This is a genomic window from Rhodococcus sp. PvR099 (assembly GCF_017833315.1).
GTDB lineage: Bacteria > Actinomycetota > Actinomycetes > Mycobacteriales > Mycobacteriaceae > Rhodococcus_G > Rhodococcus_G oryzae.
The window spans coordinates 4,064,012-4,088,489 of the sequence record NZ_JAFIBV010000001.1 but is presented as its reverse complement, the minus strand read 5'-3'; the positions used below and the strand labels follow the sequence as shown (position 1 = coordinate 4,088,489).

The 24,478-nt window shown below is 67.2% G+C and carries 25 protein-coding genes and 2 riboswitches; of the genes, 10 read left to right on the top strand and 15 right to left on the bottom strand.

Going from position 1 to position 24,478, the window contains the following annotated elements:
• The first annotated feature begins 51 nt into the window (after positions 1 to 51).
• Positions 52 to 873: an acyl-CoA thioesterase II gene (locus JOE46_RS18815; protein WP_209928110.1), complete on the top strand. Its 822-nt coding sequence runs from the start codon at positions 52 to 54 to the stop codon at positions 871 to 873.
• Positions 874 to 920: 47 nt separating this feature from the next.
• On the opposite strand, the gene JOE46_RS18810 is transcribed toward JOE46_RS18815, so the two are convergent.
• Positions 921 to 1,415, bottom strand: coding sequence for a hypothetical protein (locus tag JOE46_RS18810; protein ID WP_209928109.1), 495 nt, complete (start codon positions 1,413 to 1,415; stop codon positions 921 to 923).
• Positions 1,412 to 1,777: a hypothetical protein gene (locus tag JOE46_RS18805; RefSeq protein ID WP_209928108.1), complete on the bottom strand. Its 366-nt coding sequence runs from the start codon at positions 1,775 to 1,777 to the stop codon at positions 1,412 to 1,414. Before JOE46_RS18805 ends, JOE46_RS18810 begins: the two co-directional genes overlap by 4 nt.
• A gap of 20 nt (positions 1,778 to 1,797) precedes the next feature.
• Between JOE46_RS18805 and JOE46_RS18800 the strand changes: the two genes are divergently transcribed.
• Positions 1,798 to 2,391 (top strand): TetR/AcrR family transcriptional regulator, encoded by a 594-nt coding sequence (locus JOE46_RS18800; protein WP_209928106.1) that lies wholly within the window; start codon positions 1,798 to 1,800, stop codon positions 2,389 to 2,391.
• A gap of 47 nt (positions 2,392 to 2,438) precedes the next feature.
• A complete protein-coding gene (locus tag JOE46_RS18795; protein WP_209928105.1) occupies positions 2,439 to 3,113 on the top strand; it encodes a PaaI family thioesterase in 675 nt (224 codons plus the stop codon).
• 42 nt (positions 3,114 to 3,155) lie between these two features.
• On the opposite strand, the gene JOE46_RS18790 is transcribed toward JOE46_RS18795, so the two are convergent.
• Positions 3,156 to 3,791, bottom strand: a complete 636-nt coding sequence (locus JOE46_RS18790; RefSeq protein ID WP_209929191.1) for an SUMF1/EgtB/PvdO family nonheme iron enzyme — start codon at positions 3,789 to 3,791, stop codon at positions 3,156 to 3,158.
• 110 nt (positions 3,792 to 3,901) lie between these two features.
• Here JOE46_RS18790 and JOE46_RS18785 point away from each other — a divergent pair, with 110 nt between their 5' ends.
• A complete protein-coding gene (locus JOE46_RS18785) occupies positions 3,902 to 4,252 on the top strand; it encodes a DoxX family protein (protein ID WP_209928104.1) in 351 nt (116 codons plus the stop codon).
• A gap of 52 nt (positions 4,253 to 4,304) precedes the next feature.
• Here JOE46_RS18785 and JOE46_RS18780 read toward each other — a convergent pair whose 3' ends face one another.
• The 4 genes from JOE46_RS18780 to mgtA all read right to left on the bottom strand — a co-directional run bounded on the left by JOE46_RS18780 (position 4,305) and on the right by mgtA (position 9,232).
• Positions 4,305 to 4,973: an AIM24 family protein gene (locus JOE46_RS18780; RefSeq protein ID WP_077040034.1), complete on the bottom strand. Its 669-nt coding sequence runs from the start codon at positions 4,971 to 4,973 to the stop codon at positions 4,305 to 4,307.
• Between the two features lie 170 nt (positions 4,974 to 5,143).
• A complete protein-coding gene (locus JOE46_RS18775; RefSeq protein ID WP_209928103.1) occupies positions 5,144 to 5,821 on the bottom strand; it encodes an MspA family porin in 678 nt (225 codons plus the stop codon).
• 47 nt (positions 5,822 to 5,868) lie between these two features.
• Entirely contained in the window at positions 5,869 to 6,537 is a 669-nt protein-coding gene (locus JOE46_RS18770; protein ID WP_209928102.1) for an MspA family porin, read from the bottom strand.
• 79 nt (positions 6,538 to 6,616) lie between these two features.
• The gene (gene mgtA / locus JOE46_RS18765; protein ID WP_245221108.1) at positions 6,617 to 9,232 is read right to left on the bottom strand and encodes a magnesium-translocating P-type ATPase; all 2,616 of its coding nucleotides are present in this window, start codon (positions 9,230 to 9,232) and stop codon (positions 6,617 to 6,619) included.
• A gap of 430 nt (positions 9,233 to 9,662) precedes the next feature.
• Positions 9,663 to 9,836, bottom strand: a riboswitch (M-box (ykoK) riboswitch).
• Positions 9,837 to 10,081: 245 nt separating this feature from the next.
• A riboswitch (M-box (ykoK) riboswitch) is annotated at positions 10,082 to 10,255 on the top strand.
• Between the two features lie 303 nt (positions 10,256 to 10,558).
• Here mgtA and JOE46_RS18760 point away from each other — a divergent pair.
• From JOE46_RS18760 to JOE46_RS18750, 3 genes are all read left to right on the top strand, one after another.
• Positions 10,559 to 10,765 carry a hypothetical protein gene (locus tag JOE46_RS18760; RefSeq protein ID WP_209929273.1) on the top strand — a complete coding sequence of 69 codons (207 nt, stop codon included), beginning with the start codon at positions 10,559 to 10,561 and terminating at the stop codon, positions 10,763 to 10,765.
• Between the two features lie 208 nt (positions 10,766 to 10,973).
• The gene (locus JOE46_RS18755) at positions 10,974 to 11,861 is read left to right on the top strand and encodes a hypothetical protein (RefSeq protein ID WP_209928099.1); all 888 of its coding nucleotides are present in this window, start codon (positions 10,974 to 10,976) and stop codon (positions 11,859 to 11,861) included.
• 99 nt (positions 11,862 to 11,960) lie between these two features.
• A complete protein-coding gene (locus tag JOE46_RS18750; RefSeq protein ID WP_245221107.1) occupies positions 11,961 to 13,352 on the top strand; it encodes an MFS transporter in 1,392 nt (463 codons plus the stop codon).
• Here the strand turns inward: JOE46_RS18750 and JOE46_RS18745 are convergent.
• The 5 genes from JOE46_RS18745 to JOE46_RS18725 all read right to left on the bottom strand — a co-directional run bounded on the left by JOE46_RS18745 (position 13,316) and on the right by JOE46_RS18725 (position 19,051).
• The gene (locus tag JOE46_RS18745) at positions 13,316 to 13,936 is read right to left on the bottom strand and encodes a DUF4304 domain-containing protein (RefSeq protein WP_209928098.1); all 621 of its coding nucleotides are present in this window, start codon (positions 13,934 to 13,936) and stop codon (positions 13,316 to 13,318) included. The two genes, JOE46_RS18750 and JOE46_RS18745, sit on opposite strands and share 37 nt — an antisense overlap.
• Before the next feature lie 59 nt (positions 13,937 to 13,995).
• Positions 13,996 to 15,609, bottom strand: a complete 1,614-nt coding sequence (locus tag JOE46_RS18740) for a long-chain fatty acid--CoA ligase (RefSeq protein WP_257017216.1) — start codon at positions 15,607 to 15,609, stop codon at positions 13,996 to 13,998.
• A 47-nt stretch (positions 15,610 to 15,656) separates the two neighbouring features.
• Positions 15,657 to 16,709, bottom strand: a complete 1,053-nt coding sequence (locus JOE46_RS18735) for a 3-keto-5-aminohexanoate cleavage protein (RefSeq protein ID WP_097210893.1) — start codon at positions 16,707 to 16,709, stop codon at positions 15,657 to 15,659.
• Between the two features lie 74 nt (positions 16,710 to 16,783).
• The gene (locus JOE46_RS18730; protein ID WP_209928097.1) at positions 16,784 to 17,611 is read right to left on the bottom strand and encodes an SDR family NAD(P)-dependent oxidoreductase; all 828 of its coding nucleotides are present in this window, start codon (positions 17,609 to 17,611) and stop codon (positions 16,784 to 16,786) included.
• Positions 17,612 to 17,692: 81 nt separating this feature from the next.
• On the bottom strand, positions 17,693 to 19,051 hold the full coding sequence (locus JOE46_RS18725) for an MFS transporter (protein WP_209928096.1): 1,359 nt from the start codon (positions 19,049 to 19,051) through the stop codon (positions 17,693 to 17,695).
• 221 nt (positions 19,052 to 19,272) lie between these two features.
• Between JOE46_RS18725 and JOE46_RS18720 the strand changes: the two genes are divergently transcribed.
• A complete protein-coding gene (locus JOE46_RS18720; protein ID WP_209928094.1) occupies positions 19,273 to 20,292 on the top strand; it encodes an AraC family transcriptional regulator in 1,020 nt (339 codons plus the stop codon).
• A 51-nt stretch (positions 20,293 to 20,343) separates the two neighbouring features.
• Here the strand turns inward: JOE46_RS18720 and JOE46_RS18715 are convergent, their stop codons facing one another.
• Positions 20,344 to 20,787, bottom strand: coding sequence for a hypothetical protein (locus tag JOE46_RS18715; protein ID WP_307861306.1), 444 nt, complete (start codon positions 20,785 to 20,787; stop codon positions 20,344 to 20,346).
• A 114-nt stretch (positions 20,788 to 20,901) separates the two neighbouring features.
• On the opposite strand from JOE46_RS18715, the gene JOE46_RS18710 reads away from it, so the two are divergent.
• The gene (locus JOE46_RS18710; protein WP_245221106.1) at positions 20,902 to 22,443 is read left to right on the top strand and encodes an FAD-dependent monooxygenase; all 1,542 of its coding nucleotides are present in this window, start codon (positions 20,902 to 20,904) and stop codon (positions 22,441 to 22,443) included.
• 11 nt (positions 22,444 to 22,454) lie between these two features.
• Here the strand turns inward: JOE46_RS18710 and JOE46_RS18705 are convergent, their stop codons facing one another.
• Complete coding sequence (locus tag JOE46_RS18705) at positions 22,455 to 23,423, bottom strand: YafY family protein (RefSeq protein WP_209928093.1); 969 nt, start codon at positions 23,421 to 23,423, stop codon at positions 22,455 to 22,457.
• An 88-nt stretch (positions 23,424 to 23,511) separates the two neighbouring features.
• Between JOE46_RS18705 and JOE46_RS18700 the strand changes: the two genes are divergently transcribed.
• On the top strand, positions 23,512 to 24,165 hold the full coding sequence (locus tag JOE46_RS18700; protein WP_097210887.1) for a TIGR03086 family metal-binding protein: 654 nt from the start codon (positions 23,512 to 23,514) through the stop codon (positions 24,163 to 24,165).
• A gap of 94 nt (positions 24,166 to 24,259) precedes the next feature.
• Here JOE46_RS18700 and JOE46_RS18695 read toward each other — a convergent pair whose 3' ends face one another.
• Entirely contained in the window at positions 24,260 to 24,403 is a 144-nt protein-coding gene (locus tag JOE46_RS18695; RefSeq protein ID WP_179800479.1) for a hypothetical protein, read from the bottom strand.
• Positions 24,404 to 24,478 lie beyond the last annotated feature (75 nt).

Here is a 24,478-nt window from a genome sequence, read left to right as displayed (position 1 = left end):
TGCCAAGCGTCATACTTGGGGTCGATCCGTCATCGCCTACGAGGAGCCACCGTGACCCGGACCATCGCCCCGCCGCACCCCTTCGACTCCGCCGTCGAGCTCACTCCCGCAGGCGAGGGACGTTTCAGCGGTCACACCTCCCCGGCCTACGCCAACATGGTCGGCCCGTTCGGTGGGATCACCGCCGCGACCCTGCTGCGGGCGGTGCAGCAGCACCCGGACCGGCTCGGCGACCCGCTCTCGCTGACCGTCAACTACGCCGGCCCCATCGCCGAGGGCGCATTCGAGATCTCCGCCCGGCCGGTCCGGACCAACCGCAGCACCCAGCACTGGGCCCTCGAGCTGTCCCAGGACGGGGTCGTCGCGACGACCGCGACAGCGGTGTTCGGCACCCGCCGCGAGACCTGGTCGTCCACCGAGATCGCCCGCCCGGACGTTCCTGCCGTCGATGACGTCGAGGCAGGCGCCTTCCCCGAGTTCATCGCCTGGTCCCGCAACTACGAGATGCGGTTCGTCGAGGGCGGAATTCCGACGGCCGAGGCCGCCCCGCACCCCGACACGGTCTCGACGCTCTGGGTGCGCGACACCCCCGCCCGTCCGCTCGACTTCGCGGCCCTGACCGCCCTGAGCGACGTGTTCTTCCCCCGGATCTTCCTGCGCCGCGGTCAGTTCATGCCTGCTGGCACCGTCTCGATGACCGTGTACTTCCACGCCGACGCCGAGGTGCTCGCCGAGCAGGCGGAGGACGCCCTGCTCGGTACCGCCCGCGCCCAGCAGATCCGCAGGGGCTATTTCGATCAGAGCGCGGAGCTCTGGGGACGCGACGGCACGCTGCTGGCGACGACCCATCAGCTGGTCTACTTCAAGGACTGAGGCGGCGGACGCCGGACCCGGTCCGGCGTCCCTCCGACACCCGCGCCTCACGCCAGGGTGCGCTGCTCCGCTTCGGCCAGCTCCTTCAGCGTCAGTAACTGCTTTCGCATCATGACCAGGTCGCCGAGCGCCAGCACCCGCGCGACGACCCACGGTGCACCGCAGTGCATCCGGACCACGAGGCGGGTTCCGCCTCCCTCGGGCCGGACCGCGTAGGTGACGCATATCTTGCCGGTGACAAGCGTGATGTGCCGATCGGGAACGAAGGACACCAGATCGAACTGGGACATGAAGCGTTGCCCCACTTCGAGTTCGGCCAGCTCCGGGTCGCGACGGCGCGGGCCGCGGCGGCCGAATCGGTCGAGCAGGTCGTAGCTGTAGGGCGCGACGCGCAGCTGACACAACCAGGCGTAGACCACCTGCGGTGATGCGTCGATGCTGATGGCCCGGTCCGCCTGCACCCCGCCGAAGGCCAGCTCGTCACACGGCAGGGGTTGCCCGCGCTCGACCTCGGTGGCGCCCCAGACGAGCCCGGGGATCATGCCGCGACCGCTATCTGGCGCAGCAACCGACGCACGACCACCTTGTGACCGCCGCTGCCGATCACCAGCGCCCGGTAGATCTTGCCGTGCAGGCCGGGGAACTCCGCCCACGACTGCGCCCGGACCCGAGTACGGCCGGGGCCCTCTTCGTCGAGTTCGAAGATCAGCGCGTAACGCGAGAACCAGTGCCTGCCCGACAGCGCCAACCGGGCAGGTGCTTCGGCCGATTCGAGCCGGAAGCCCCTCGGCGCGGACGGGTCGTCCGGGTCCTTGCACATGACCTCGAGCAACGCCGTCCATGCCCGATCCCGATTCGCGTCGATCGTTCTGGCATGCTGGTCGATGTAGGGCAATCGCTCCATATAGAAGGAACGTACTAGTAGTGGCACCACCCCGCAAGCACGACACCGATGCGATCCTCGACGCTGCACGCGCACTCGTGCTCGCCGACGGCCCCCGCGCGGCAGGCGTCGCGGCGATCGCCGCGGCGAGTGGCGCACCCGTCGGCACGCTGTACCACCGCTTCGGCAGTCGCAACGGCGTCCTCACCGAGGCGTGGTTGCGCGCGCTCGCCCGCTTCCAGGAGCGCGTGATGGGTGTCGCGGGCGACCAGGACCCGGTCGAGGCGGGCGTCGCGATGGCGGTGGCAGCCGTCCGGTTCGGTCGCGAGTTGCCCGACGATGCAAAGCTTCTGCTCAACCTGCGTCCGAGCGATCTGCTCGACGGCGGCCCCGATGCGGAGTTCCGCAGTCGCCTCGACCGGATGAACGCGCCGTTGTTCGAGCACCTGCGGCGCCTGGCGCGTGACCTCCTCGGCACGGACGGCGACCGGGAGATCGACGCCGTCAGCCGTGCCGTTGTCGACCTCCCGTACGCCGCGCTGCGCCGCCACGCCAACGCCGCCGAGCTGCCCCAGTGGCTCGACGCCGACCTGGCCGCGACGGCACGCACGCTGCTGACCTCGTACCGACGCTGACGCACCCGCTGGGCCGGCATTCCGCCGGCAACCGATAACGTGTTCTCATGAACGAACAGCAGGTCGGCGACTCGCTACCCGATCAAGAGCATCACGAGGGCGGGTTCCGGCCGATGTCCGAGCTGATCAACGCCCGCGAGGAACAGGGTGCCGACATCACCCGGGGTGGACCGCACTACGGCGAGTTCATCGAGCAGGTGCGCGGCCTGATGGATCGCGCGCGGCTGGCCAGCCCCTCCGACGAGCTGGCGCTGGAGACGATCGGCGCGCTCAAGCAACTCAACGACAAGCTGGACGCCGCCGTTGTGAACGAGTGGTCCGCGCCGACATGGACCAGGTTCGATCTGCCCGGTCGCGGGAACATCACCCTCCCGCCCTTCATGATCGATCACGCCGACGCGAGCGGCGTCGACGCCCGCATCACCTTCCGCACGTACCACCTCGGCGGCAACAATGCCGCGCACGGCGGGCAGGTGGCCGTCGGTTTCGACGACCTGCTCGGCATGGCCGCCGCGATGCACGCGGGGTCGGTGACCAGGACCGCGTCCCTCACCGTGGACTACCGATCCGTCACCCCGCTCGACACCGAGTTGACGGTCCGCGCCTGGGCCGAGCGCCAGGACGGTCGCAAGGTCTACGTGCGCGCCACCATGCACGACGGCGACCGGCTCTGCGCCGAGGCACACGGCCTGTTCATCGTGCTCAAGCCCGGGCAGGCCTGAGTCGATAGTTCCGTCGAGGATGCTCTCGGTGGGCCGTCGCGGCTATCCGCGAGCGACGCGAAACCCGACATCGTCGATCCGGTAGGTGGGGTGACTCCGCCGCCGGGCTGACGCCCGGCAGCTCCAGTGCTCGTCGAACCAGCCGCCTCCGCGCAGCACCCGATAGGTTCCGTACACCTCGGCGTCGTAGAGGTCCCAGCACCATTCCCAGACATTGCCCAGGGTGTCGTGCAGGCCCCACGCGTTCGGCTGCTTCCCACCCACCTCGTGCGGCGCGCCGTCGGAATTCTGTCGATACCAGGCGATCTCGTCGAGGGGTCCGTGCCGCGGACCGGTCGTCCCGGCCCGGCAGGCGCGTTCCCACTCGGCCTCGGTCGGCAGCCGGTACCCGTCGGCCCTTGTGTCCCAGGTGACGTCGTCATCGACTACGCGGTAGGTGGCGGCGAGGCCGGCCTGCTCGGACATGGTGTTGCAGAACGTGATCGCGTCCCACCACGACACGCCCTCGACCGGCAGTCGCGCACCCCGGGTCGCCCCGGGCCACTCGCCGGTCATCTCGGCGTACTCGCCCTGGGTCACGGGAGTGGCGGCGATCTCGAAGGCACCGACATCGACGCGCCAGCTGCGGCTGGTCCGCCGATCCGAGAGGGTGACGTCCCCCGCGGGGACGGCGATCATCTTCATGGCCGGTCGGCTCCTTGCAATTCGTTCATCGGGCGCTGTCACATTCTCGGCGTGGGGGCCGTCATGGAGGTGAGTCCATTCGAACCCGATGAGGAGACAATCCGATGAACACCGCCTTTGTCATCGTCACCATCCTGGCCGCAGCGTGGGTCGGCTACTCGGCCGCCGCCGTCTTCTTCCGCGCCGGATGGGTCGTGGAAGCCCTGACCGACTACGGCGTCCCCGAGTCGTGGTGGCCGTGGCTCGGCGCCGCCAAGGCCGCCGGGGCGGCGGGGCTGCTGGTCGGCCTGTTCGTGCCGGTGATCGGGGTCCTGGCCACGATCGGCCTGTTCCTCTACTTCGCGGGGGCGGTCATCGCCGTGATCCGGGCGCGCTCGCACGCCCACATCCCGTTCCCACTGCTGTACCTGGCGCCGGTGCTCGTCGCCGCTGCGCTGGGATATGCAGCCGCCTGAGCACGATCTCCCGGTCGGCACGGCGGGGCCGCGGCCGACCGGGAGGTCCGGGTCAGTGCTGCGGGATGGGGTGGCCCTCGGAGGCCTGCACGACGACGAATCCGTTGCCGGTGAGACACAACTGGTACGCCTCACCCGAACCGCGACCGATCGCGGCGGACATCTTCGCGGTCTTGCGGATGGTCGACTGCAGCCCGGTCGACCACACCACCGCGCTCTGCATGTCGACAAACGTGGGGGTGTCCACGTTCAGCACCACGGGCGTGCCGTAGACGTTGATCGCGAGCACACCGCGCCCGCTGAAGGTGGTGTTGAACAACCCACCGCTGAGCATCGACGCACCCTCGACCCGATTGATGTCCCAGCTCAGCGAGCTCTCGAAGGCGAGAACATTCGTCCCGTTGACGGTCACCGACTCGTCCTCGAGTTCCAGCAGGAAGATCTCGTCGGCGTCGCGGGCGAGGAAGACGTCGCCGCTGCCGGACACCTTCATCAGCGACATGCCCTCGCCGGTGAGTGCCTTCTTGAACAGTTTGCCGAGGCCGCCGCTGCCCTGATAGGCGAAATCGACGTCACCCTGGTAGGCGACCATCGACCCCTGGCGGGCGAGGAAGTGCCCACCCGTTCCGGCCAGGTCCACCTTGAGCATTCGGGAGTTCTGGAGCACGAAAGTCCCCGGCTCACCACTACGTTCCGCGTTCTTCATCAGGTCGCTACGCATGCTCCCGATGCTAGCCGAATACGATTCCGTCCGGGGCGGGCCAACTCGTCGCGACGACCGCCTGAACTCCAGAATCATTGGAGCACCACCTGTTTGGTTGAGCGCACGACTCCGGGGTAGAAGCTGCATCGCCTCCCACCCCGGGGTCGTGTTCGTAACCCGCCGTTCGGTCAGCCGATGCTGAAGGGCTGTCCCCAGAGGGTGACGGTGCCCTTGACGTTCTCCGTGTCGACGGTGACGTTGACGTAGGAGCGGGCCTGCGCGTAGCCGGCGCAGCCCTCGACGCCCATGGTGGAGTCGGCCCAGGTGACGCTGCCGGTGGCGCCCTCGAAGGAGTGCTCGCCGGAGTGCGACTCGCCGCCGAAGTCGTCGGCGGACTCGAGGTCGAGGATCGGGAAGCTCGCGGCCTCGCCGGGTCCGATCGAAACGGTGCCCGCGCCGCCTGCGGTGGGTTCGGCTGCGCCCGTCCACTCGGCCCCGATACCGGCGTCCGCTCCGGCCTCGCCGCCGAGGGTGAGCTGGCAGGCCACGACGTAGCCGGGCTCGATGTAACCGCCCTCGGCGCCGGAGCCGCCGGAGATCTCGACCTTCGCCGAGCCCGAGACCCACACGTTGCGGTGCAGGGGAGTCGACCCCATCGACGGCGACACCGTCGCCGACTCATCGGTCATGGTGACGGTCACCTCGGTGCCGTCCGCGAGAGTCTTGGTGATCGTGCCGCCGGGCAACGGGACGAAGGTGTCGGCATTCGCCGCACCCGCCGAGAAGAAGCCGACCGCAATCGCGGCGGCCGCGCCGACGGCGGAGATCCGCAGCCCGCGACGCAGGCCGTTCTTGCTGGAGTTCATGAATTTTCCTCTGAGGGTTCAGGTATCGAGTTCAGGCGGGGACTGGGTCAGCCGATGCTGAAGGGCTGGCCGTACAGGGTGGTCTTGGAGTAGTCGTTGCCGACGATCTCGACCACCGTGTAGGAGCGGGCCTGCGCGTAGCCGCCGCAGTTCTGGATCTCGATCTGGGTGTCCTGGTACTGCACGGCGTACTTGCCGTTCTTCTTGATGTCCTTGCCCGCGACACCGACGAACTTGACCTGGCCTGCGGACACCGGCACGGTCAGCGACCCCGAGACCGACGGTCCCGAGAGGTCGATGCCTGCGCCGATGGAGCCGCCGAGGCCGGTGATGTCGACCTGGCACCCGACGATGTAGCCGGTGCTGACACGGGAGACCCCGTGCGTGGACGAGTTGTTGGTTCCTTTCCCGTTGGTCGCACCGTTCGAGGGTCCGGCCTCGCCGTCATCCGGGGCGCCGGTGACATCGGCGGTGACCGTGCCCGAGACCCACGCGGTGCGGCCGGCACCGTTGGCGGCCAGCGACGGGGAGATCAGGGCGCTCTCCTCGGTCCGGGTGATGACCGCACCCGGACCTGCCTTCTGCCCGTCGGGCAGCGGCACGAAGGTGTCGGCATGGGCGGCACCGGTGGACATCAGTCCGATCGCGATGGCTGCGGCGGCACCGACGCCTGCCCGGTGGGCGAGACGGCGCGCACGAGAGTTGTTCGTGTTCATGAATTTCCTCTTGACGGTCCGCAGAACGGACATTGATGGGACATCGTGGGCGTCGGGTTGGCACGACGGCCGTTGCGGCTCACAGCCAGCCGCCGAAGCGGCGGATGAACCAGACCTTGACGCCCTGGGTGAGCACGCAGTACGCGGTCAGCGTCAGAATCAGCCACGGGAAGTAGGACCACGGCAGCGGAACCAGGCCCAGCGCCTGACCCCATCCGATGAACGGGAACACCAATCCGAAGACGCAGACGAGCCCGGTGGAGATCAGGACCGGCAGAGACGCCCTCGACTGGATGAACGGAATACGTCCCGTCCGGATGATGTGCACGATCAGCGTCTGCGAGATGATGGATTCGATGAACCACCCGGACTGGAACAGCGCGGCCTGCTCGGGGGTGTTCGCGGCGAAGACGAACCACATCAGCGCGAACGTGGTGATGTCGAAGATCGAACTGATGGGACCGATGAAGACCATGAACCGGGTCAGGCTGCGGGTCTCCCACTTGCGCGGCTTCTCGACGAACTCGCGGTCCACCTTGTCCCACGGGATCGTCAGCATCGCCATGTCGTAGACGAGGTTCTGCACCAGCAGCACGGCCGGGATCATCGGGATGAACGGAAGCAGTGCGCTCGCGACGAGGACCGAGAACATGTTGCCGAAGTTCGAGCTGGCGGTCATCTTGATGTACTTGAGGATGTTGCCGAAGGTGCGGCGCCCCTCGACTACGCCCCGCTCGAGCACACCGAGGTCCTTCTCGAGCAGGATGATGTCGGCGGACTCGCGGGCGATGTCGGCGGCGGTGTCCACCGAGATGCCGACGTCCGCGGTGCGCAGGGCCGGTGCGTCATTGACCCCGTCGCCGAGGAATCCGACGGTGTGTCCATTCCGCTTGAGCGCGTCCACGATCCGTGCCTTCTGAAGCGGGTTGGTCTTCGCGAAGACCGTGGTCTCTCCGACGATCGCATCGAGGCCGTCATCATCCAATCGGTCGATCTCGTCGCCGGTGATGATGGACCCGACATCGAGACCCACCTTCCCGCAGACGGTCTCGGCGACCAGCTCGTTGTCGCCGGTGACAACCTTCACCGCGGTCCCGTGGGCCCGAAGCGCTTCGATCGCGGCGGCGGCCGAGTCCTTCGGCGGGTCGAGGAACGTCAGGAAGCCGACGATCGTCATCTCGGTCTCGTCCGCCGTCGAGTAGTCGCGCATGGCACCGCCCGGGGCAGCCGGCAGACGCCGGGTGGCGAGGGCCAGGACCCGCTTGCCAAGCCCGTTCTGCTCGGCGACGAGCCGGTCGAGGGCCGAGAGCAGGCCCGGCGTCAGCTCGTGGGTTGCGCCGTTCATCTCGACCGAGGTGCACACGGAGAGCACCTCCTCGACGGCGCCCTTCATGATGATCAGGTCGGCGTCGCCGTCGTTGACGACCACAGACATCCGCCGGCGAGCGAAGTCGAACGGGATCTCGTCGACCAGGCCGTGCTCGCGGCGGATCCGCTCGACCAGGTCCGGGCCCGCGGCCTCGACGACGGCGCCATCGAGGAGATTGCGCAGCCCGGTCTGGAACACCGAATTCATCGTGGCCAGACGCAGCGTGTCGGCACTGAGCCTGCCGGCCGTGTCCAGGTGCTCCTCCAGCACGATTCGGTCCTCGGTGAGAGTTCCCGTCTTGTCCGTGCACAGCACGTCCATCGCACCGAAGTTCTGAATGGCATTGAGCTGCTTGATGATCACCTTGTGCCGCGACATGTACAGCGCGCCCTTGGCAAGGTTGGCGGTGACGATCAGCGGAAGCATCTCCGGCGTCAGCCCGACCGCGGTCGCGACACCGAACAGCAGCGCCTGGCTCCAGTCCTTGGTGAGCCCGTTGATGATGAAGACCGCAGGCACCATGATGACCATGAAGCGGATCAGCAAGAAGCTGACCTTCTTCACCCCGATGTCGAAGCTGGTCTCGGGACGGCTGGTGCCCAGCCCCTCGGTCATCGCGCCGAAGTAGGTGTCGTCCCCGGTGTGGACGACGACCGCGGTCCCCGAGCCGGACACCACCGAGGTGCCCATGAACGCGAGGTTCCCGGCCTCGAGGATCCGATCGGGTTCGAGTCCGGCCACCGGATCGCCCGTCTTCTCCGCGGACCTCGACTCGCCGGTGAGCATCGCGTGGTTGACCTGCAGATCCTTGGCGCGCACGACCCGCATGTCCGCGGGGATCATGTCGCCGGCAGCCAGCTGGACGACGTCCCCTGGCACCAACTGCTCGATGGGGATCTCGGCGGTCACCACCGTGTCGCCCATCTGGCGGGTGGTGGAGACCGTGGTGCTCACCATCGCCTTGAGCGCCTCAGAGGCCCGCCCCGACCGGTACTCCTGCCAGAACCGCAACGACACGCTGACCAGGATCATCACGCCGACCGTGCTGATCCCCATGTAGTCGGGGCCCTCTTCGGGGTCGGCCAGGTAGACCTCGGTGATGTACATGATCACGCCTATGAACAGCAGGATCAGGATGAACGGATTCTTGAAGGTGGCGAGGAATTGCACAATTGCCGGCGCAGGTCGGTCGTGGCGAACCTCGTTGCTGCCATGCCTGCGGCGCAGCGGGTCGATCTGGTCCGCTCTCAATCCCTTTGGAGTGGTGTGCAGTTCGGCATACACGCCCGGCTGACGCAGGCGGGTGATCCCGGCGAGTGCCGCCATCTGACGGTCGGGGAGAACAGCTTGACTATTTCGTTTGGCAGCATTGCCCGGACGCCTCGGTGGCGCCGAGACACTGGTTTCTGACATGACAGATCTCTCGGTCGTGCACGAACTCGCTAGTGTTCGGGCACGACGAAATAGGCTCTGCGACTATGACTGTCGCGAGCATGATCGCGGCAAGGTGCCGCGCGTGGAGGTCCGGCGATGTCCGCGACTAGCGGGCGCGATGGACACCGGCGGTGAGGAATCCGGGCGGGGCCGGATATCGACTCGGCGGTTCGTCCACGGTGGTCACCTCCCGGGTTCGGAATGCGGGCACGTCCAGGGGGACGAAGCTCCGCGATGGTGTTTCCACAGCACAGAAGGGCAGGATCGAGGTCGCGACGCGACCGCGTGTGAATACCGACACGAACGAGTCGCGCTGCCGAATTCGACACCCCCACGTACGAGTTTTGGCACTGCACGACGTGTCCCACCCCACTGCGGGAAGCCACTTTGGGTCACCCCTTAAGCCGGGGAGACCTGTCCTGACCTTGGGCGTCTCTCGACGTCGTGAGATCAGTGGCCTGTGTTCGTGCAGACGCCTCACCTAACGAGGTGCTGCGCCGACAGGCAATCATTGCGGGCGGAGGATGTCAACCTGCGTGCCACAGATCACCGCTCTGCACGACGCACCGGCGCACGCTTCAGGCGCTGTGTTGATCCAAATATTGTTGTGCAACTGTAGAATTGAACAAGCAAGAATCGAAATACATTTCGCAGCAATATTTTCCGCAATCGGAATGATCTTGGTGCACCGTCGCGCTTGCGGTTTGACATATATCGCGGGTGTCGGCACCATGGTCGGCGTAAGCACCTCGCTAGGCGAGGCTCCTGCATGAACACAGGCCACTGATCTGACGACGTCGACAGACGCCCAAGGTTAGGACAGGTATTCCCGGATTAAGGGTCTATCCCAAGTGGCTTCTCGATCGTATCGGGACACGTCATGCAGTGCCGAAGCTCTGACGAGAGGGGTGCCCGACCGGGACAGTTGTCGTCCCGGCGCCCTCCCCGTGTGCGAGTCGACGCCCGCGTGCGTCCTGTCTGCGAGGAGGTGAGGAACGCAGTGAGTATCAGCGATAGTCCGTATCCGTGTAGGACTTTCATTTCGTTCCGAACCGGCCCCGGCGCAGCATCAGCCTTCTGCGACCTGACGCCTCGGTAGCCCGATCCCGGCCTCGTCGTGAGCACTCCAGTTGCCTCGGCCGAGTTCCGGCACGGCGTCAACTCGACGGACCTGCATCGCCTCTGCCGTGGGACCGACTCCTCCGACAGGAGAAGACCGTGGCTTTTGTTATCACGCAACCTATTTCGTCGGCACGCGAGTCCGCGATGCTGCACACGATTCGACGCGCGGCAACCCGACTGTGGGGCCGGCGCAACCTGACCCCGCAGGAACGCGCAAACCTGTACGCGTCGCGAACACCGGTGGCGGTGATCACCGCCTCGATGGGCGGGCACCCGCACCCGGGCGAGGCACGTAGCTGGTGACGCCGCCGATCCCACCCGAAGGCTCCGCTCCGCCCCGATTCAGGGCGGACCGGAGTCAGCGTCAGGCGGGCTGACCTCGTCCGGCCGGCTCCGATCCGCGATCCGCGATAGCTTCCCATATGACCTGCGCCACACTTTGCCTCCTTGCGCATACCCCCGGGGGGTACTAACTTGGTCGACGGAACACCACACGACGAGAGGCCGAGACATGAGCACCAACACGCATGGCGACCACCAGGCTGCGCACGCCGATCACACTGCTCACCACCACCACGGGCATCCGGCGGCCGCGGCGCACGCCGGCCACGGCGAGGGCGACCACACCGCCCACGCACACCACACCCCGGCCGACCACCACGGTCACGGCGCGAGCGGGCCCGGAGGTCTCCAGATCACACAGGACGGATACACACTCGACCTCGCCGAGACCATCGTCGGCCGGGGCGACGTCGACTTCCGGTTCCGCGTCCTCGGCCCGGACGGCCGACCGGTCACCGATTACACCCCGATCCATGACCGTGACCTGCACCTGATCGTGGTGCAGCGCGAGCTGACCGGGTTCTGGCACGTGCACCCCGAACTCGCGGCCGACGGCACCTGGTCGGTTCGACTGAACCTGCCGGAGGCTGGGTCCTACCGCGTGTTCACCGACATCTCGCCCACGCTGCTCGGGCGGACGATCACGCTGGGCGCGGATCTCGCCGTCGCGGGCACCTATGATCCGCAACCGACCCCGAGCGAGACTCGTACCGCGGTCGTCGACGGCTACGAGGTCACCCTCGACGGGGATCTCGCTCCCGGAGACGGCGAACTGCTGACGCTCACCGTGCGCAAGGACGGCCGGCCGGTCACCGATCTGCAGCCCTACCTGGCCACCTTTGGCCACCTGGTGGTGCTCCGAGCCGGTGACCTGGCCTACATCCACGTTCACCCGAACGGCGAACCCGGCGATGGGGTCACTGCTCCCGGACCCGACATCACCTTCCACACCGCGGTACCCGGCCCCGGCACCTACCGACTCTTCCTCGATTTCAAGCACGGCGACACCGTCCGCACCGCGGCGTTCACCCTCGTGGCCACCGCCCACCAGCACTGAAGCACCATCCCCCGGAGGAGGACCCATGTGCACCTGCCGTTGTCGACGAACCCGTGACCCACCCCCGCCCATTTCAGACATTCGAAGAAAGTGTTCGCGATGCGAAAGCCGTTGATCACATCTCTGTTCACCAACCGCGACTACCTGCGACTGTTCATCGCCCAGGTGTCGGCACTGTTCGGTACGGGTTTGACCACCGTCGCACTGGGACTGCTCTCCTATGAGCTCGCCGGTGCGGACGCGGCCGCCGTGCTGGGCACCGCGCTGACAATCAAGATGTTCGTGTACGTCACGGTCGCGCCGATAGTCGCCGCCTACGCCGACCGCTTTCCCCGCCGGCTCTTCCTGGTCGAGCTCAACCTTATTCGCGCCGCGGTCGTGCTGGCACTGCCGTTCATCGACCAGATCTGGCAGATCTATGTGCTGATCGCGGTGCTGCAAACCGCCTCGGCCGCGTACACCCCCACCTACCAGGCGATCATCCCCGACATCCTGCCGGACGAGCGCGAGTACACCAGAGCGCTCTCGGCCGCACAGCTCGCCGCGACGATGGAGACCCTGCTGAGCCCGATGCTGGCCGCCGCGGTCCTGACCCTCATCAGCTTCCACTGGTTGTTCGTCGGCACCGCAATCGGATTCGCGGTATCGGCCGTCCTGGTGATCGCGACCCGCATCCCGAACGCCCGTTCCGCCACCGCGGACACCTTCCGGGACCGGATCGCGGTGGGCATGCGGATCTTCGCCGCCACGCCACGGCTACACGGTCTACTCGGCCTGAACCTGGTGGTCGCCGCCGCGGGTTCGGTGATCATGGTCAACACGGTCAACTACGTCCGCGACACGCTCGGCGGTACCCAGTCTGGAGTCGCAATGCTCCTGGCCGCCAATGGGTTCGGCACGATGCTCGTCGCGTTGTCGCTACCGCGATTCCTCGACCGCCTCGGCGCCCGGCCGGTGATGTTGACCGGTGCCGCCACCCTGATCGCGGGACTCGGAGCAGCTGTCGCCCTGTCGGTCGCCGATGCGGGCGACTGGCGCTGGGGCGCGGCGATCGCGGTGTGGGCCGTGGTCGGCGCGGGTACCGCGGCGGTGCTCACCCCGACCGGGCAGGTACTGCGGCGCTCGTCGCAACCCGCCGACCGGCCCGCGCTCTTCGCCGCCCAGTTCTCGCTGTCGCACCTGGCCTGGCTGCTCACCTACCCGATCGCAGGGTGGCTGACCGCCGCCGGTCTCACCACCACCTGGATGACGCTGGCCGTGATCGCAGGCATCGGGATCACCGTGGCCGCTCGGATGTGGCCGCGTCATGACCCGGCGGAGATCACCCACCTGCACGAGGCCGGGACCATCGACGACGCCCGGCTGGCCGACGCCGTCCGCGTGGGGGAGCGTCTCTACCGGCACACCCACGTGTACGTCATGGACGCCGAGCACAGGCGCTGGCCTACCGCTCCCTACCCTCGTTCGCGGTCGAGGATGGCCACGTCGTAGGAGTCCGCCGCTTTTCGGAACTGCTCCTCGAGGCGCGGCCAGCGGTCCTCCGCACCGAAACGGGACCGCGCTCTGATGTACTGCTCGCGCGCACCGGACTCGTCGCGGGTGGCGAGTCGATAGCGGAGGACGTCGAAGTCGATGTCAGACCCCACGGACTGGGCGATATCGTCGGGGCCGCGAAGCTGACCCATCACAGCCAACGCACTGGTGAGTGCCGCGCGGAGCTCGTCGGCGGCCGCGGGAACGTCGGTGTCGGCGTGTACGGTCACGTGCGGCCCGATCCCGGTCGCGATGCTCTCGATCCGGCGCCGGTACTGGCAGTCGACCTCGGACGGTCGCTGCTGGGGTGTCCGTCCGATGACCCGGTCGAACTCCACCGAGTAGACACCGCAGTTGACGTAGAACCGGATCGACTCGTGGCTGTTCCCCGCCGACCGCTGCAGGTTGACGACGTCGACAAGACCATCCCGCTCCCGCGTGAAAGTCAGCTTTCGCTTCCGGAACCCCTGCTCCTTCAGTAGCGGAACAGCACTCTCACCGAGAAGAGTGGCAAAGGCATGTTCAGCGGACGGTTGCTCCATTCGACCATGCTCGCAGACCCGGCGGCCGGCGGTCAGTCGACCACCGGCCGCAGACACCGTCAGAGTCCGTCGGCCGTGACAAACTGCTCGCGCAGAGTGAGCTTCTTGAACTTGCCGGTGGCCGTTCTCGGAATGGTCGAGACGAACTCGAACCGTTCGGGGAGCTGCCATCGCGCAAACTCGGTCGACAGATGCTCGCGCAGCAGCGCCGGATCCGCCGTCATACCGTCCCTGAGCACGAGCACCGCAAGGGGACGCTCGCCCCAACGCGGGTCGGGCACCGCGATCACCGCGGCCTCCGCCACCGACGGGTGCGCCATGAGATGGTTCTCGAGATCGACCGACGAGATCCACTCGCCCCCGGATTTGACCAGGTCCTTGGAGCGGTCGCAGATCCGGATGCAGCCGCGATGGTCGATGCGGACGATGTCGCCCGTGCGGAACCAGCCATCATCGGTGAAACTGTCTGCGCCCTTGCCGTTGTGGTAGCCGGCCGTCACCCACGGCCCGCGCACCTCGAGCTCACCCATGGCACGGTCATCCCACTCGATGAACCCGTCGTCCTCGCTGCGGGCTCGGATGTCGACGAACGGCATCGCGACACCCTGCCTGGCTCGGAACGCGTACTGGTCGTCTTTCTCGCTCTCGTCAAGGTCCGCGGGGAGCCGGCTGACGGTGCCCAGCGGTGCGGTCTCTGTCATTCCCCAGGCCTGGACCACCGTCAGACCGTGGCGGTCGTATCCCTCGAGCAGGCTGCGCGGCACCGCCGCCCCTCCGACGATCAGCCGGTCGAGGTGACGTAGGTCCCAGCGCTGCGGCTGCGCGTCGAGAGCGTCGAGCATCGCCATCCACACCGTCGGCACCCCCGCGGTCATGGTGACCTTCTCGTCCGCGATCAGGTCGAGCACGCTGACCGGGTCCAACTTCGACCCGGGCAGGACCAGCCGCGCGCCGAGCAGCGCGGCCGCGTACGGGAGACCCCAGGCGTTGGCGTGGAACATGGGCACGACCGGAAGCAGGGTGTCCTGCGTCGACACCCCCAACGCGTCGGGCAGTGCCGCGGTCAGCGAATGGAGCACCAGCGCCCGGTGCGAGTACACCACGCCCTTCGGGCGCCCCGTGGTGCCGGACGTGTAACACATTGCGCCGGCGCGTCGTTCGTCGAGAACCGGCCACTCCATCGACTCGGCCCCGTCGATCAGCGCCTCGTAGTCGAGCATCCCCTCCGGCGCCGACTCGCCGTGCGCGACGACGATGACGTGCTCGAAACGGTGAGCATCGCGGAAGCCTTCGAACGCATCGAGCAGCGATTCGTCGACCACGATCACCCGGTCCTGTGCGTCGCCGACGATGAACGCGAGCTCGTCGGAGTGCAGGCGCGGGTTCAGCGTGTGCACGACCGCCCCCATCGCCGGGACCGCGAAGTACAGCTCGAGGTGCTCGGCCTGGTTCCACAGCAGCGTGGCGACCCGGTCGCCGTCGCCGACGCCGAGTTCGGCCAGCGCGGTGGCGAGCCGGCGCGCCCGCCGGGCACACGCCCCGAGAGTGGTCCGGGCGATGCTGCCGTCGGGGCGGCGTGAGACGACATCCTTTCCGCTGTGGAATCGCTCGGCTCGCTCGACCACCGCGGTCAGCGAGAGCGGATAGTCATCCATGGTCAGGCCGTTGATCACGTAACACTCCTAGATGGGGGCAGAATTCGGCGAGGCGCTGTCGCTGATCAGGCGTGGTGGGTGAACCCGACCTGGCCCGGGCGGCGGTTCGGCGCGTAGCCGAGCTTGGCGAGGGTCTCGTCGGCGTCCGCATAGGTGGTGCCGATCTTGTAGATGTCGCGGGCGTCCTTGCCGGTGGCGACCTCGCGTCCGAGTTCACCGGCGATGCGGACCAACTGTTGGATCTGCTGAACCGAGGTCATCTTCTCGCCCTTGCGGCCCCAGATGGTGTCCTCGTTGCCGCAGCGGGTGTGCAGGCCCATCGCGATCGCCATCGTGTTGACAGGCAGCACGCTCCGCATGAGGGACTCCAGGGTAAGGGCCGCTCCGTCCGGGACACGCTGGATGAAGTTCATGATGTTGTACGGGTTCGGGCCCTCCATGCCGCCACCGATGCCGGTCCAGGTCACATTCAGCGGGCCGGTGTAGACCCCGCGACGGATGAGCCGCTCGACGCTCTCGAGGCCGGTGATGCCGGTCAGCGCGAACAGGGGCTGGATACCGGCGGCCTGTAGGCGGCGCAGATGCTCCTCGACCCAACCCGGGCCGGCCGGGATCGTCATCTCCCGGTACGTCTCCTGCAGCTCCGGACGCGCCAGGGATGTGCCCGCGATATCGTCCGCGGTCAACAGCTCTGCGATGTTCATCTGGCTGGTGTTGATCGCGATCGTGACCTGGTCCGGCTTGGGGTCGAGCTCGGCGAGCATGTGCCGGGTGTCATCGGAGAGCCACTTGGCCTCGGCGCCCTCACCTTCCGGAGCGAACGAGATCGAGCCGCCGACCTGCAGGACCATCTCCGGGACGGCCTCGCGCAGCCGACCGAGGAGCTCGTTGAACTTCGAGAGACGCTTGCTGCCCTTACCGTCGAGCTCACGGACGTGGATGTGCAGCACCGACGCGCCGGCCTCGTAGCAGTCGACGGCCTGCTGGACGTGCTCGTCCATGGTCAGCGGAAGGTCCTCACGGAAGTCGTTGGGCTCCCACTCGGGCCCGTACGGCGCAGCCGTGATGACCAGCTTCTCCTGGTTCTCCGGGAAGAGGGCGTCGTCGTGGAAGTGCATGTGTTGCTCCTGTCGGTGACTCTGGAAAGAGTTGGTGGGATGTGGTTTTCGATGGAACCGCGGGGCGGCGGCGGTCAGATGACGGTGCCACCATTGGGGCTGATGACCTGGCCGACGAGGTAGTGGGTTTCGCCGGCGAGGTAGACGGCGAGGGAGGCGTACTCCTCGGGAGTACCGAGTCGGCCAACGGGAACGATCTGGTAGAGGCTGCGCTTCTGCTCCTCGGTGGCCCCGTCGAGGTACTCCTGGAAGGGAGGCGTCAAGACGCCTCCGCAGGCGATGGCGTTGACGTAGATGCCTGCGCCTGCGACGTCGAGCGCAACAGTCTTGGTCAGGCTCACCACAGCGGCCTTGCTGGCGGAGTAGCCGGGACTGTGGGTGCTGGCCGCGGAGGTACCGGCGATCGATGCGATGTTGATGATGCGCCCGTAGCCCTGGGGCTCCATGAACTTCAATGCTTCACGGATGCAATAGAAGACGCCGTGCACGTTGACGCCCCACCACTTGAGCCAGTCGTCGTCGGTGAGGCTGCTGGTAATGCCGAGGGACTGGCGTTCCATCGGCGTGGTGATGTAGGCGTAGTGCTTGTTGCGACGCACCTCGTCGGCCGGGGAGTTCGGCACGCGGGCGGCGTTGTTGACGAGGATGTGGACGGTCCCGAACTGCTCGCCTGCGCGGGCGAACATCGCCGAGACCTCCTCCCGCGAGGAGACGTCGCACCGGATGGGCAGACTCTTGCGGCCGAGGGCCTCGATCTCCGCGGAGACCTCGTTCAGCCTGTCCTCCTGCACGTCGCAGAGCACCAGATCTGCGCCTTCCTGCGCCAGGGCCAGGGCAATCGACCTGCCGAGGCCCTGTGCTGCCCCGGTGACGACGGCAACCTTGTCGAGTAGCTGCTGCAACTTTCTGCTCTCCTTCAGTGGGTGGATAGACGAGCCGTCTCGACGCCCCTGGCGACGACAGGCTCCGATGAGCGTGGTGATCTAGGCCGGGGACACGAGCGCGTCTGCAGGGGCTTCCAATGTCTCGCCGGAGGTCTTCAGCGCCACCGAAGCAAGCTTGCGGAGACCGGCGGGGTAGAGCCTCACGCCGAGGACCAAGACCACGATCGACAGGACGGAGGCGAGCGGAACCCACTGCAACGCGCCGAGCAGACCCAGTCGATCGGACATCATCCCGACGACGAGCGGGCCGAGCGCCAGTCCGAAGACGTTGTTCGCGAGGGTGCCCACGCCGAAGGCCGAGGCCTGGATCGACGGGTGGCTCAGGCTGGCGACGACCGCCGTTGTGGCACCGGTGAATCCGGAGCAGAAGAATGCCCCGATTCCGATCAACGTCAGCTGCGCCGGCCCGTTGTCGAGTTGGAAGCCGATCATCAGGCACACCATCGAGATGGCGCCGTACGCGATCGCGGCACTCCACCTGCGTTCGGGTCGCCGTCGCCCGATCCGGTCGGCAGCGATACCACAGAGGACCGTTCCCGCACCGATCAAGAGCACGAAGACCGAGGCCGCCAATCCGGCATCCGCGGCCGCCATGTCGTGGTAGCGGTTGAAGTAGCTGGGAAGCCAGGCGAGCAGCACACCCGCGACGAAGAACTGCATTCCCGCACCGACATATGCACAGGTCAGAGACGCGTTGGTGAACAGACTCGAGATGGGGGCGCGTCCATTCCCTGGAGCACGTGTCCCGGGAATCTGCTGATCAGCGGCATGACGCGCCAGTCGCTGCTCGTTGACGAGGATCCGGAACAGGATGACCAGGCACAGACCGAAGGCCGCCATGATCAGGAACGCCCCTCGCCAGCCGAGCCGATCCGCGAGGATCCCGCCGAGCGCGACACCCACGACCGAGCCGAGAAACCCTGCGCCGATGACGGAGCCACTGAGCGAGGCATGCAGTCGTGGGGAGAAGACTCCCAGAATCACGGCCATGCCCACGCTCGCGTAGGCGGCCTCACCGAACCCGATCAGGAATCGTGCGCCGAACAACTGCGCGTAGTTTCCCGCCGCGGCGCACAGGATCGTGGCAGCGCTCCACATGCCGGCCATGACCACCACGCTCCTGACGCGACCCCAACGGTCGGCCAGCAGCGAAATCGGCAACGCCAACACACCGACGGTCAGGGCAACGACACTGGTCAGACCCGCGAGTTGCGAGTCCGACAGGTGCCACTCGGCCTTCAGTACCGGGAAGACCGAGCTGAGAACCTGGCGGGACATGTAGTCCGACATCATGAGGCCGAGGATCAGGGCGAAGACCACCCACGGATAGATCGTCGAGCGGTTGCCTGCGCCGGGAACCTCTCGGGACCGCGCGGACTCCTGGGGCTCCAGTTCCATGCGTGCTCCTGTTCTTGAAAGATCGCGTTGGGGCGACGCGTCTCGGATATGGCCGGTTCGGAGAGCTCGCTGCGGTCCTGAACCAGGGGTCTGCCCGCGAGAAGCGACCGTGTGGACGGATTCGACAAGTGCGGGTGACTCAGGTCACGCTATACGGATTGGGTCGACATCACTTGACCCATTGGGACACATTCTTTGGCAGTTTGGGACAGGGGAAATCGATGACGGCGCTGAAGGTGCGGAGTTCGGCTCTGACCGGGTACGTCGAGTTGACGCAGTCCCTCGGCTCGGACCCTGATCCGTTCATGCGTGCCGTCGGCATCGATCCGACGGCCTTGGCCCAGCCGAACACGTGGCTTCCCGCGGAGCGCGTTGACGAGCTGTTGGAGCGCACCGCACTGGCAACGGCCTGCCCGGCCTTCGCAGTCAGGATGGCGGACGGAAGGGGCGTGTCGATTCTCGGAGCTGTGGGTTTGGCCGCCAGGGAAGAGCCCGACGTCCGGAGTGCGATCGCGCTCATCCTGCGCCACATGCGGGTACACAACGAGGCGATTCGGATTCGGCTCGTCGAGTTGAACGGGCTTGCATCCCTTCGGATCGAGCCCGCGCCAGGGATGACACTCGGTCGCCAGTCCATCGAACTGGTCATCGCATCGTTGGCCCGGATCCTCAGCGCCTTCCTTCCGGAGGACTGGCGACCACTGTCCACGTGCTTCGTCCACGACGCACCGCCCACACTCGACGTCCATCACCGCGCGTTCGGGACGGACATCGCGTTCGAGCAAGACTTCAACGGCTTCGTGCTCTATTCGAGCGATCTGGACTCCGTCAACCCGCTGTCTGACCCGATGTTCCAGCCCTATGCACGGCAGTACCTGGATCTGCTCGCGCCACCGGAGGATGCCTCCGTCGTCGGACGGGTGCGCGACATCATCGAAGCCCTCCTCCCCGGCGGAAGCTGCACCGCGGCCCGTATTGCGCGCAGTCTCGGAATGGACAGGCGGACCCTGCATCGACACCTGTCCCAGGCGGGCGAAACCTACTCGTCCGTAGTCGATTCGGTACGCGGAGACCTCGCGCGCCGGTACATCACGCGCGGTGATAGGAACCTCACCGACATCGCAGGCGAACTCGGATTCTCGGATCTGAGCGCCTTCTCGCGCTGGTTCCGCCGACAGTTCGGCCTGAGTCCCACGGCCTGGGCTGCCAGGGAACGTGACCTCGGCCCGCGGCCGAGATAAGGACTCTCCGGCCTTGTAGAGCCCGGGTCGGCTACACGATCGGGTGCCAGGTCAGCGGGCGGCAGGCGATTCCTCCCAGGCTTCTCCGGTCCACGAGATCTCGATGGCATATTCACTGTTCACCCCGGTGGCCCAATAGTCCACGATGCCATGATGCGCTGAATCGAGTTCGATCCAGCCGATGCGGAACCCTCCTCGCAGGACACGTTGGGCTCGCCGGTCGATCTCGGCCAGCGAGGCGCAGAGGCCGCGGATTCGCGACTCGATCCAGTCCGCCGTGGGATCGACGACGGTGATCTCCAGGGTGTCCTCATCGCCGAGCGGGATCACGATCAGCAGCTCGCCGGAGCTCGGCCGAACCTCCCGTGTCGCATGATGCTCGTAGGCGCGCAACAGGTCTCGCGGTTCGTAGGGCGCATGAGCACCACCGGAGCGTCTGGGAAGAGCAAAACGGAACACCGGCCCATTTTGCCCCAACGAGGAAGAAGCGATCACTCACGGCTTTTCCCTTTTTCAAGATATAGCGCACCGGGGGGCTTGCCGCAAGACCCGGGTGATGCCGCAGAATCGCTGGCCTGAGTCAGAACTGAGGAAACGGGAGTCAACAAAATGCCAGTGACGGACACCGACGTGATCATCGTGGGCGCAGGCCCGTCCGGCCTGATGCTGGCGGGTGAGCTGCGCCTGGCCGGGGTGCGAACTCTGGTGCTGGAGCGACAGCCGCAGATTCGCGACATCCCGAAGGCCAGCGGCATCGGCGGGCGGATCCTGGACCTGCTGCGCTACCGAGGTCTGCTGGAACGGTTCGAAGCAGCCAGCAGCGACCCCGATATTGCACCCCGATTCCCCTTCGGCGGTATGTATTTGGATTTCACCGACATGGTGGATCCGCCGATGCGGGCGCTGCCGATCCCACAGATGGAGATCGAGCGACTGCTCGACGAGCACGCCCGCGAACTCGACGCGAACATCCGCCGCGGGCACGAGGTGGTCGGCGTGAGCCAGGACGCCGCCACGGTGACCGCGGACGTGCGCGGGCCGGACGGGCCGTTCCGGGTGACCGCCCGATACCTGGTCGGCTGCGACGGCGGACACAGCCGGATCCGGGACATGGCCGGTATCCCGTTCCCCGGCACCACCTATCCAGAGGTCAACAGGTTCGCTCAGGTCGCCCTGCACGATTCGGTGACCGTGCAGGGCAACGGCGATATCGATGTGCCCGGGCTGGGCAGGATCCAGGCCGGGTTCACCCGAACCGACCGCGGCGTGTTCGCCTTCGCGGCCGGCTCCGGCGTTCTGTCGCTCCAGACCACCGAAGGCGAAACCACCGAATACGACGATGACGAACCGCTGACCCTGACCGAGCTCGGCGACAGTGCCCGACGCGTGCTCGGCGCGGATCTCCCCTTGGGAGACCCGATTCGGCTGTCGCGCTATACATTCAAGGATCGGCAGGCCGAGCGGTACCGCGCCGGGCGCATCCTGCTGGCAGGCGATGCGGCCCATCTGTTTCCCGCCACCGGCACCGCGCTCAACGTCGGCATGCTCGACACGGTCAACCTCGCATGGAAGCTGGGGGCCGATATCCATGGCTGGGCACCGGCCGGACTGCTGGACACCTATCAGGACGAGCGCCATTACGCCGGCGGGCGTGCGCGGCTCCAGACCCGAGCCCAGGTGGCGCTGCGGCGCGGGCACGACGCAGCCGCCGACGCGCTTCGGCAGGTCTTCCAGGAACTGGTCGCCGACGAGCCGGCGCTGCGCCGCATGGGATCCCTCGTCGGCCACACCGACATTCGTTACCCGATGCCGGGCTCCGATCACCAAGCCATGGCCGGCACCTTCGCACCGAACCTCACCCTGCACACTGACCGGGGCATCACCAGCGTCGCCGAACTCATGCACCCCGGTCGGCCCGTCCTCCTCGACCTCGCCGACCGCCCCGACCTCCGCGAGGTCGCGCGGGACTGGGAGCACCGCATCGACATCCACACCGAAGAGACCGACGATCGACCGGCCGACGCCTTGCTGATCCGACCGGACGCCCACATCGCCTGGGCGGCCACCATCGACGAGCCCGCCGATGCCGCCGGGCCCGCGCTGCGGGAAGCGCTCTCGTCCTGGTTCGGCGAACCCAGCTCGGGTCGCTGAACCGGTTCCCGCTACGGTGCCGATTCCACCGAGGCGGCATACCGCCGGGCCAGCGTGCGCAGATGCGCGACCAGCTCCGGCGGTCCGTCGACGCGAAAGTCCATCATCAGCATGCTGAGGTAGACGGCGATGGTCTCGAGGGCGTCCGCGCCGGTCAGCAGGACGCAGGTGTCCGCGTCGACGGCCTCCACCACGCCGACGGCCGGATTGATGCGGGCGATCACCGTTTCGGCGGGCGCGAGCACGGTGACGCGGGCGTGCACCTTCCAGCCGGTGCTCGCGATGTGGCGCATGACGAACGCGACCAGGTCCTCGTCGGGCAGTGCGCGGGGCCCGAACCGGCGGCTGCCCGCGGCTGCCTGGCGCACCTGTGCGACGGGAATCGCTCGCCAGGAATGGGTTCCGATGTCGTAGGCGACCAGGTACCAGCGACGCTGCCAGTTGATCAGGCGGTACGGCTCGACTTCTACGGTGTCGCTCTCGATCTCGATGGACACCGCGGTCGTGTCGCGGATCGCCCCCGCAAGGGCGGTGAGCACCGCGGCAGGCACCGGGGCGTCCGGCTCCCGCGAACCGGTGGTCGCCGGCCCGAGTGCGGTGGCATTCCGTAGTGCTGTCACCTGACGCTGCAACCGCTTCGGCAGGATCTGTTCGAGCTTCGCCAGGGCCCGCGCGACGCTCTCGGTGATGTCCGCGATGCCGGTGGAGCCGTCCGCCGCGAGGTCGATCGCGACGGCGACCGCCACCGCCTCGTCGTCATCGAGCAGGAGCGGCGGCATCGTCGAACCGCGGCCGAGCCGGTAGCCGCCGATGGCGCCGCGTTCGGCGTGAACCGGGTAGCCGAGTTCGCGCAGTCGCTGGATGTCGTTGCGGAGGGTGCGGTCGGTGATGTCGAGCCGTTCGGCCAGCTCCCTGCCGGTGTGCGCGCGGTCCTGCAGCAGTGAGAGCAGGCGCAGGACACGCGTTGTGGTGGGCGCCACATTCACCTCCGAAATTATTAGGAACGAATCCAGCCTAATGGCCTCATAGGCTCAGGTCACGCCCAGGAAGTACGACGAAAGGTCCGCCATGAACCACATCACCAACGCCGACGCGACCGCGACCCTGCGCCCCGTGTGGCGCGACGTGCTCTCGACCTCCTACTCGGCGCTGGAAGGCGTCGTCGCAGGAGTCGGCGACCAGCAGTGGCAGCTGCCGACCCCGTGCTCGGAATGGAATGTCACGCAGGTGATCCAGCACGCCGCGGGCGACCAGCTCGCCTTCGCCCAGGCCCTCGGCGTCGGGGCCGGACCCGCCTACAACCCCTTCGACCCCTCCGGTGCCATCGACGGCTCGGCAGCGGCACTGGTGCGCGAGGCGATCGAACAGACCGGCGCCGCGTGGGCGACCGTCGCCGACGACACCGATTCCGTTCCGACCCCACTTCCGCACGGCGCGCTCGCGACCCCGGTCGCCGCCGTCATGGCCGCGCTGGACGCCGCCGTGCACGCCTGGGATATCGCGATCGCGACCGGCCAGCCGTCGCCGCTGACCGATGAACTCGCCGGATACCTCCTGACCGCGGCACGCACCGCGCATCCGGCGCCCGGCAGTGGCATCGAGGCGGAGATCGTCGAACCGCTGCGCCAGTGGGGCGCATACGCCGCGGTGCTCGAGGACGAGTCGGGCGATACCACCGTCGCCGAGCTGCTTCGCTACCTCGGGCGTGACCCGCGCGCCTGATCCGAGGCGGTGCCGGCGTGTGCCAAAGCCGGGGTCAAAAAACCGCCCCTTCCGCGATGGGAGGGGCGGCTTCGAGATCTGGTGCTGACGCGGGTCAGAAGGGCCGGCCCAGCATCGTCGCGATCAGCTGCAGCGGCATCGTGATGAACGACGCGCCGACGAAGAGCGCCGATCGCAGCGGATCACCGGCCAGGTATCCCTCGCGGATCCATTCCAAAGCATCAGTCGCCGAACCCATGCGCTTCCCTCCCTGTTTGTTTGCAATACAACAGAACTGTCGGCGGCAAAGCACGTTCCGTTACAGCACGAAACT

Excerpts from the sequence above, each read along its gene's own strand:
- JOE46_RS18810 (WP_209928109.1), bottom strand. The coding sequence starts at position 1,415 with ATGATCCCCGGGCTCGTCTGGGGCGCCACCGAGGTCGAGCGCGGGCAA.
- JOE46_RS18805 (WP_209928108.1), bottom strand. The coding sequence starts at position 1,777 with ATGGAGCGATTGCCCTACATCGACCAGCATGCCAGAACGATCGACGCG.
- JOE46_RS18795 (WP_209928105.1), top strand. The coding sequence starts at position 2,439 with ATGAACGAACAGCAGGTCGGCGACTCGCTACCCGATCAAGAGCATCAC.
- JOE46_RS18790 (WP_209929191.1), bottom strand. The coding sequence starts at position 3,791 with ATGATCGCCGTCCCCGCGGGGGACGTCACCCTCTCGGATCGGCGGACC.
- JOE46_RS18785 (WP_209928104.1), top strand. The coding sequence starts at position 3,902 with ATGAACACCGCCTTTGTCATCGTCACCATCCTGGCCGCAGCGTGGGTC.
- JOE46_RS18780 (WP_077040034.1), bottom strand. The coding sequence starts at position 4,973 with ATGCGTAGCGACCTGATGAAGAACGCGGAACGTAGTGGTGAGCCGGGG.
- JOE46_RS18775 (WP_209928103.1), bottom strand. The coding sequence starts at position 5,821 with ATGAACTCCAGCAAGAACGGCCTGCGTCGCGGGCTGCGGATCTCCGCC.
- JOE46_RS18770 (WP_209928102.1), bottom strand. The coding sequence starts at position 6,537 with ATGAACACGAACAACTCTCGTGCGCGCCGTCTCGCCCACCGGGCAGGC.
- mgtA (WP_245221108.1), bottom strand. The coding sequence starts at position 9,232 with ATGGCGGCACTCGCCGGGATCACCCGCCTGCGTCAGCCGGGCGTGTAT.
- JOE46_RS18755 (WP_209928099.1), top strand. The coding sequence starts at position 10,974 with ATGAGCACCAACACGCATGGCGACCACCAGGCTGCGCACGCCGATCAC.
- JOE46_RS18750 (WP_245221107.1), top strand. The coding sequence starts at position 11,961 with ATGCGAAAGCCGTTGATCACATCTCTGTTCACCAACCGCGACTACCTG.
- JOE46_RS18745 (WP_209928098.1), bottom strand. The coding sequence starts at position 13,936 with ATGGAGCAACCGTCCGCTGAACATGCCTTTGCCACTCTTCTCGGTGAG.
- JOE46_RS18735 (WP_097210893.1), bottom strand. The coding sequence starts at position 16,709 with ATGCACTTCCACGACGACGCCCTCTTCCCGGAGAACCAGGAGAAGCTG.
- JOE46_RS18725 (WP_209928096.1), bottom strand. The coding sequence starts at position 19,051 with ATGGAACTGGAGCCCCAGGAGTCCGCGCGGTCCCGAGAGGTTCCCGGC.
- JOE46_RS18720 (WP_209928094.1), top strand. The coding sequence starts at position 19,273 with ATGACGGCGCTGAAGGTGCGGAGTTCGGCTCTGACCGGGTACGTCGAG.
- JOE46_RS18710 (WP_245221106.1), top strand. The coding sequence starts at position 20,902 with ATGCCAGTGACGGACACCGACGTGATCATCGTGGGCGCAGGCCCGTCC.
- JOE46_RS18700 (WP_097210887.1), top strand. The coding sequence starts at position 23,512 with ATGAACCACATCACCAACGCCGACGCGACCGCGACCCTGCGCCCCGTG.
- JOE46_RS18695 (WP_179800479.1), bottom strand. The coding sequence starts at position 24,403 with ATGGGTTCGGCGACTGATGCTTTGGAATGGATCCGCGAGGGATACCTG.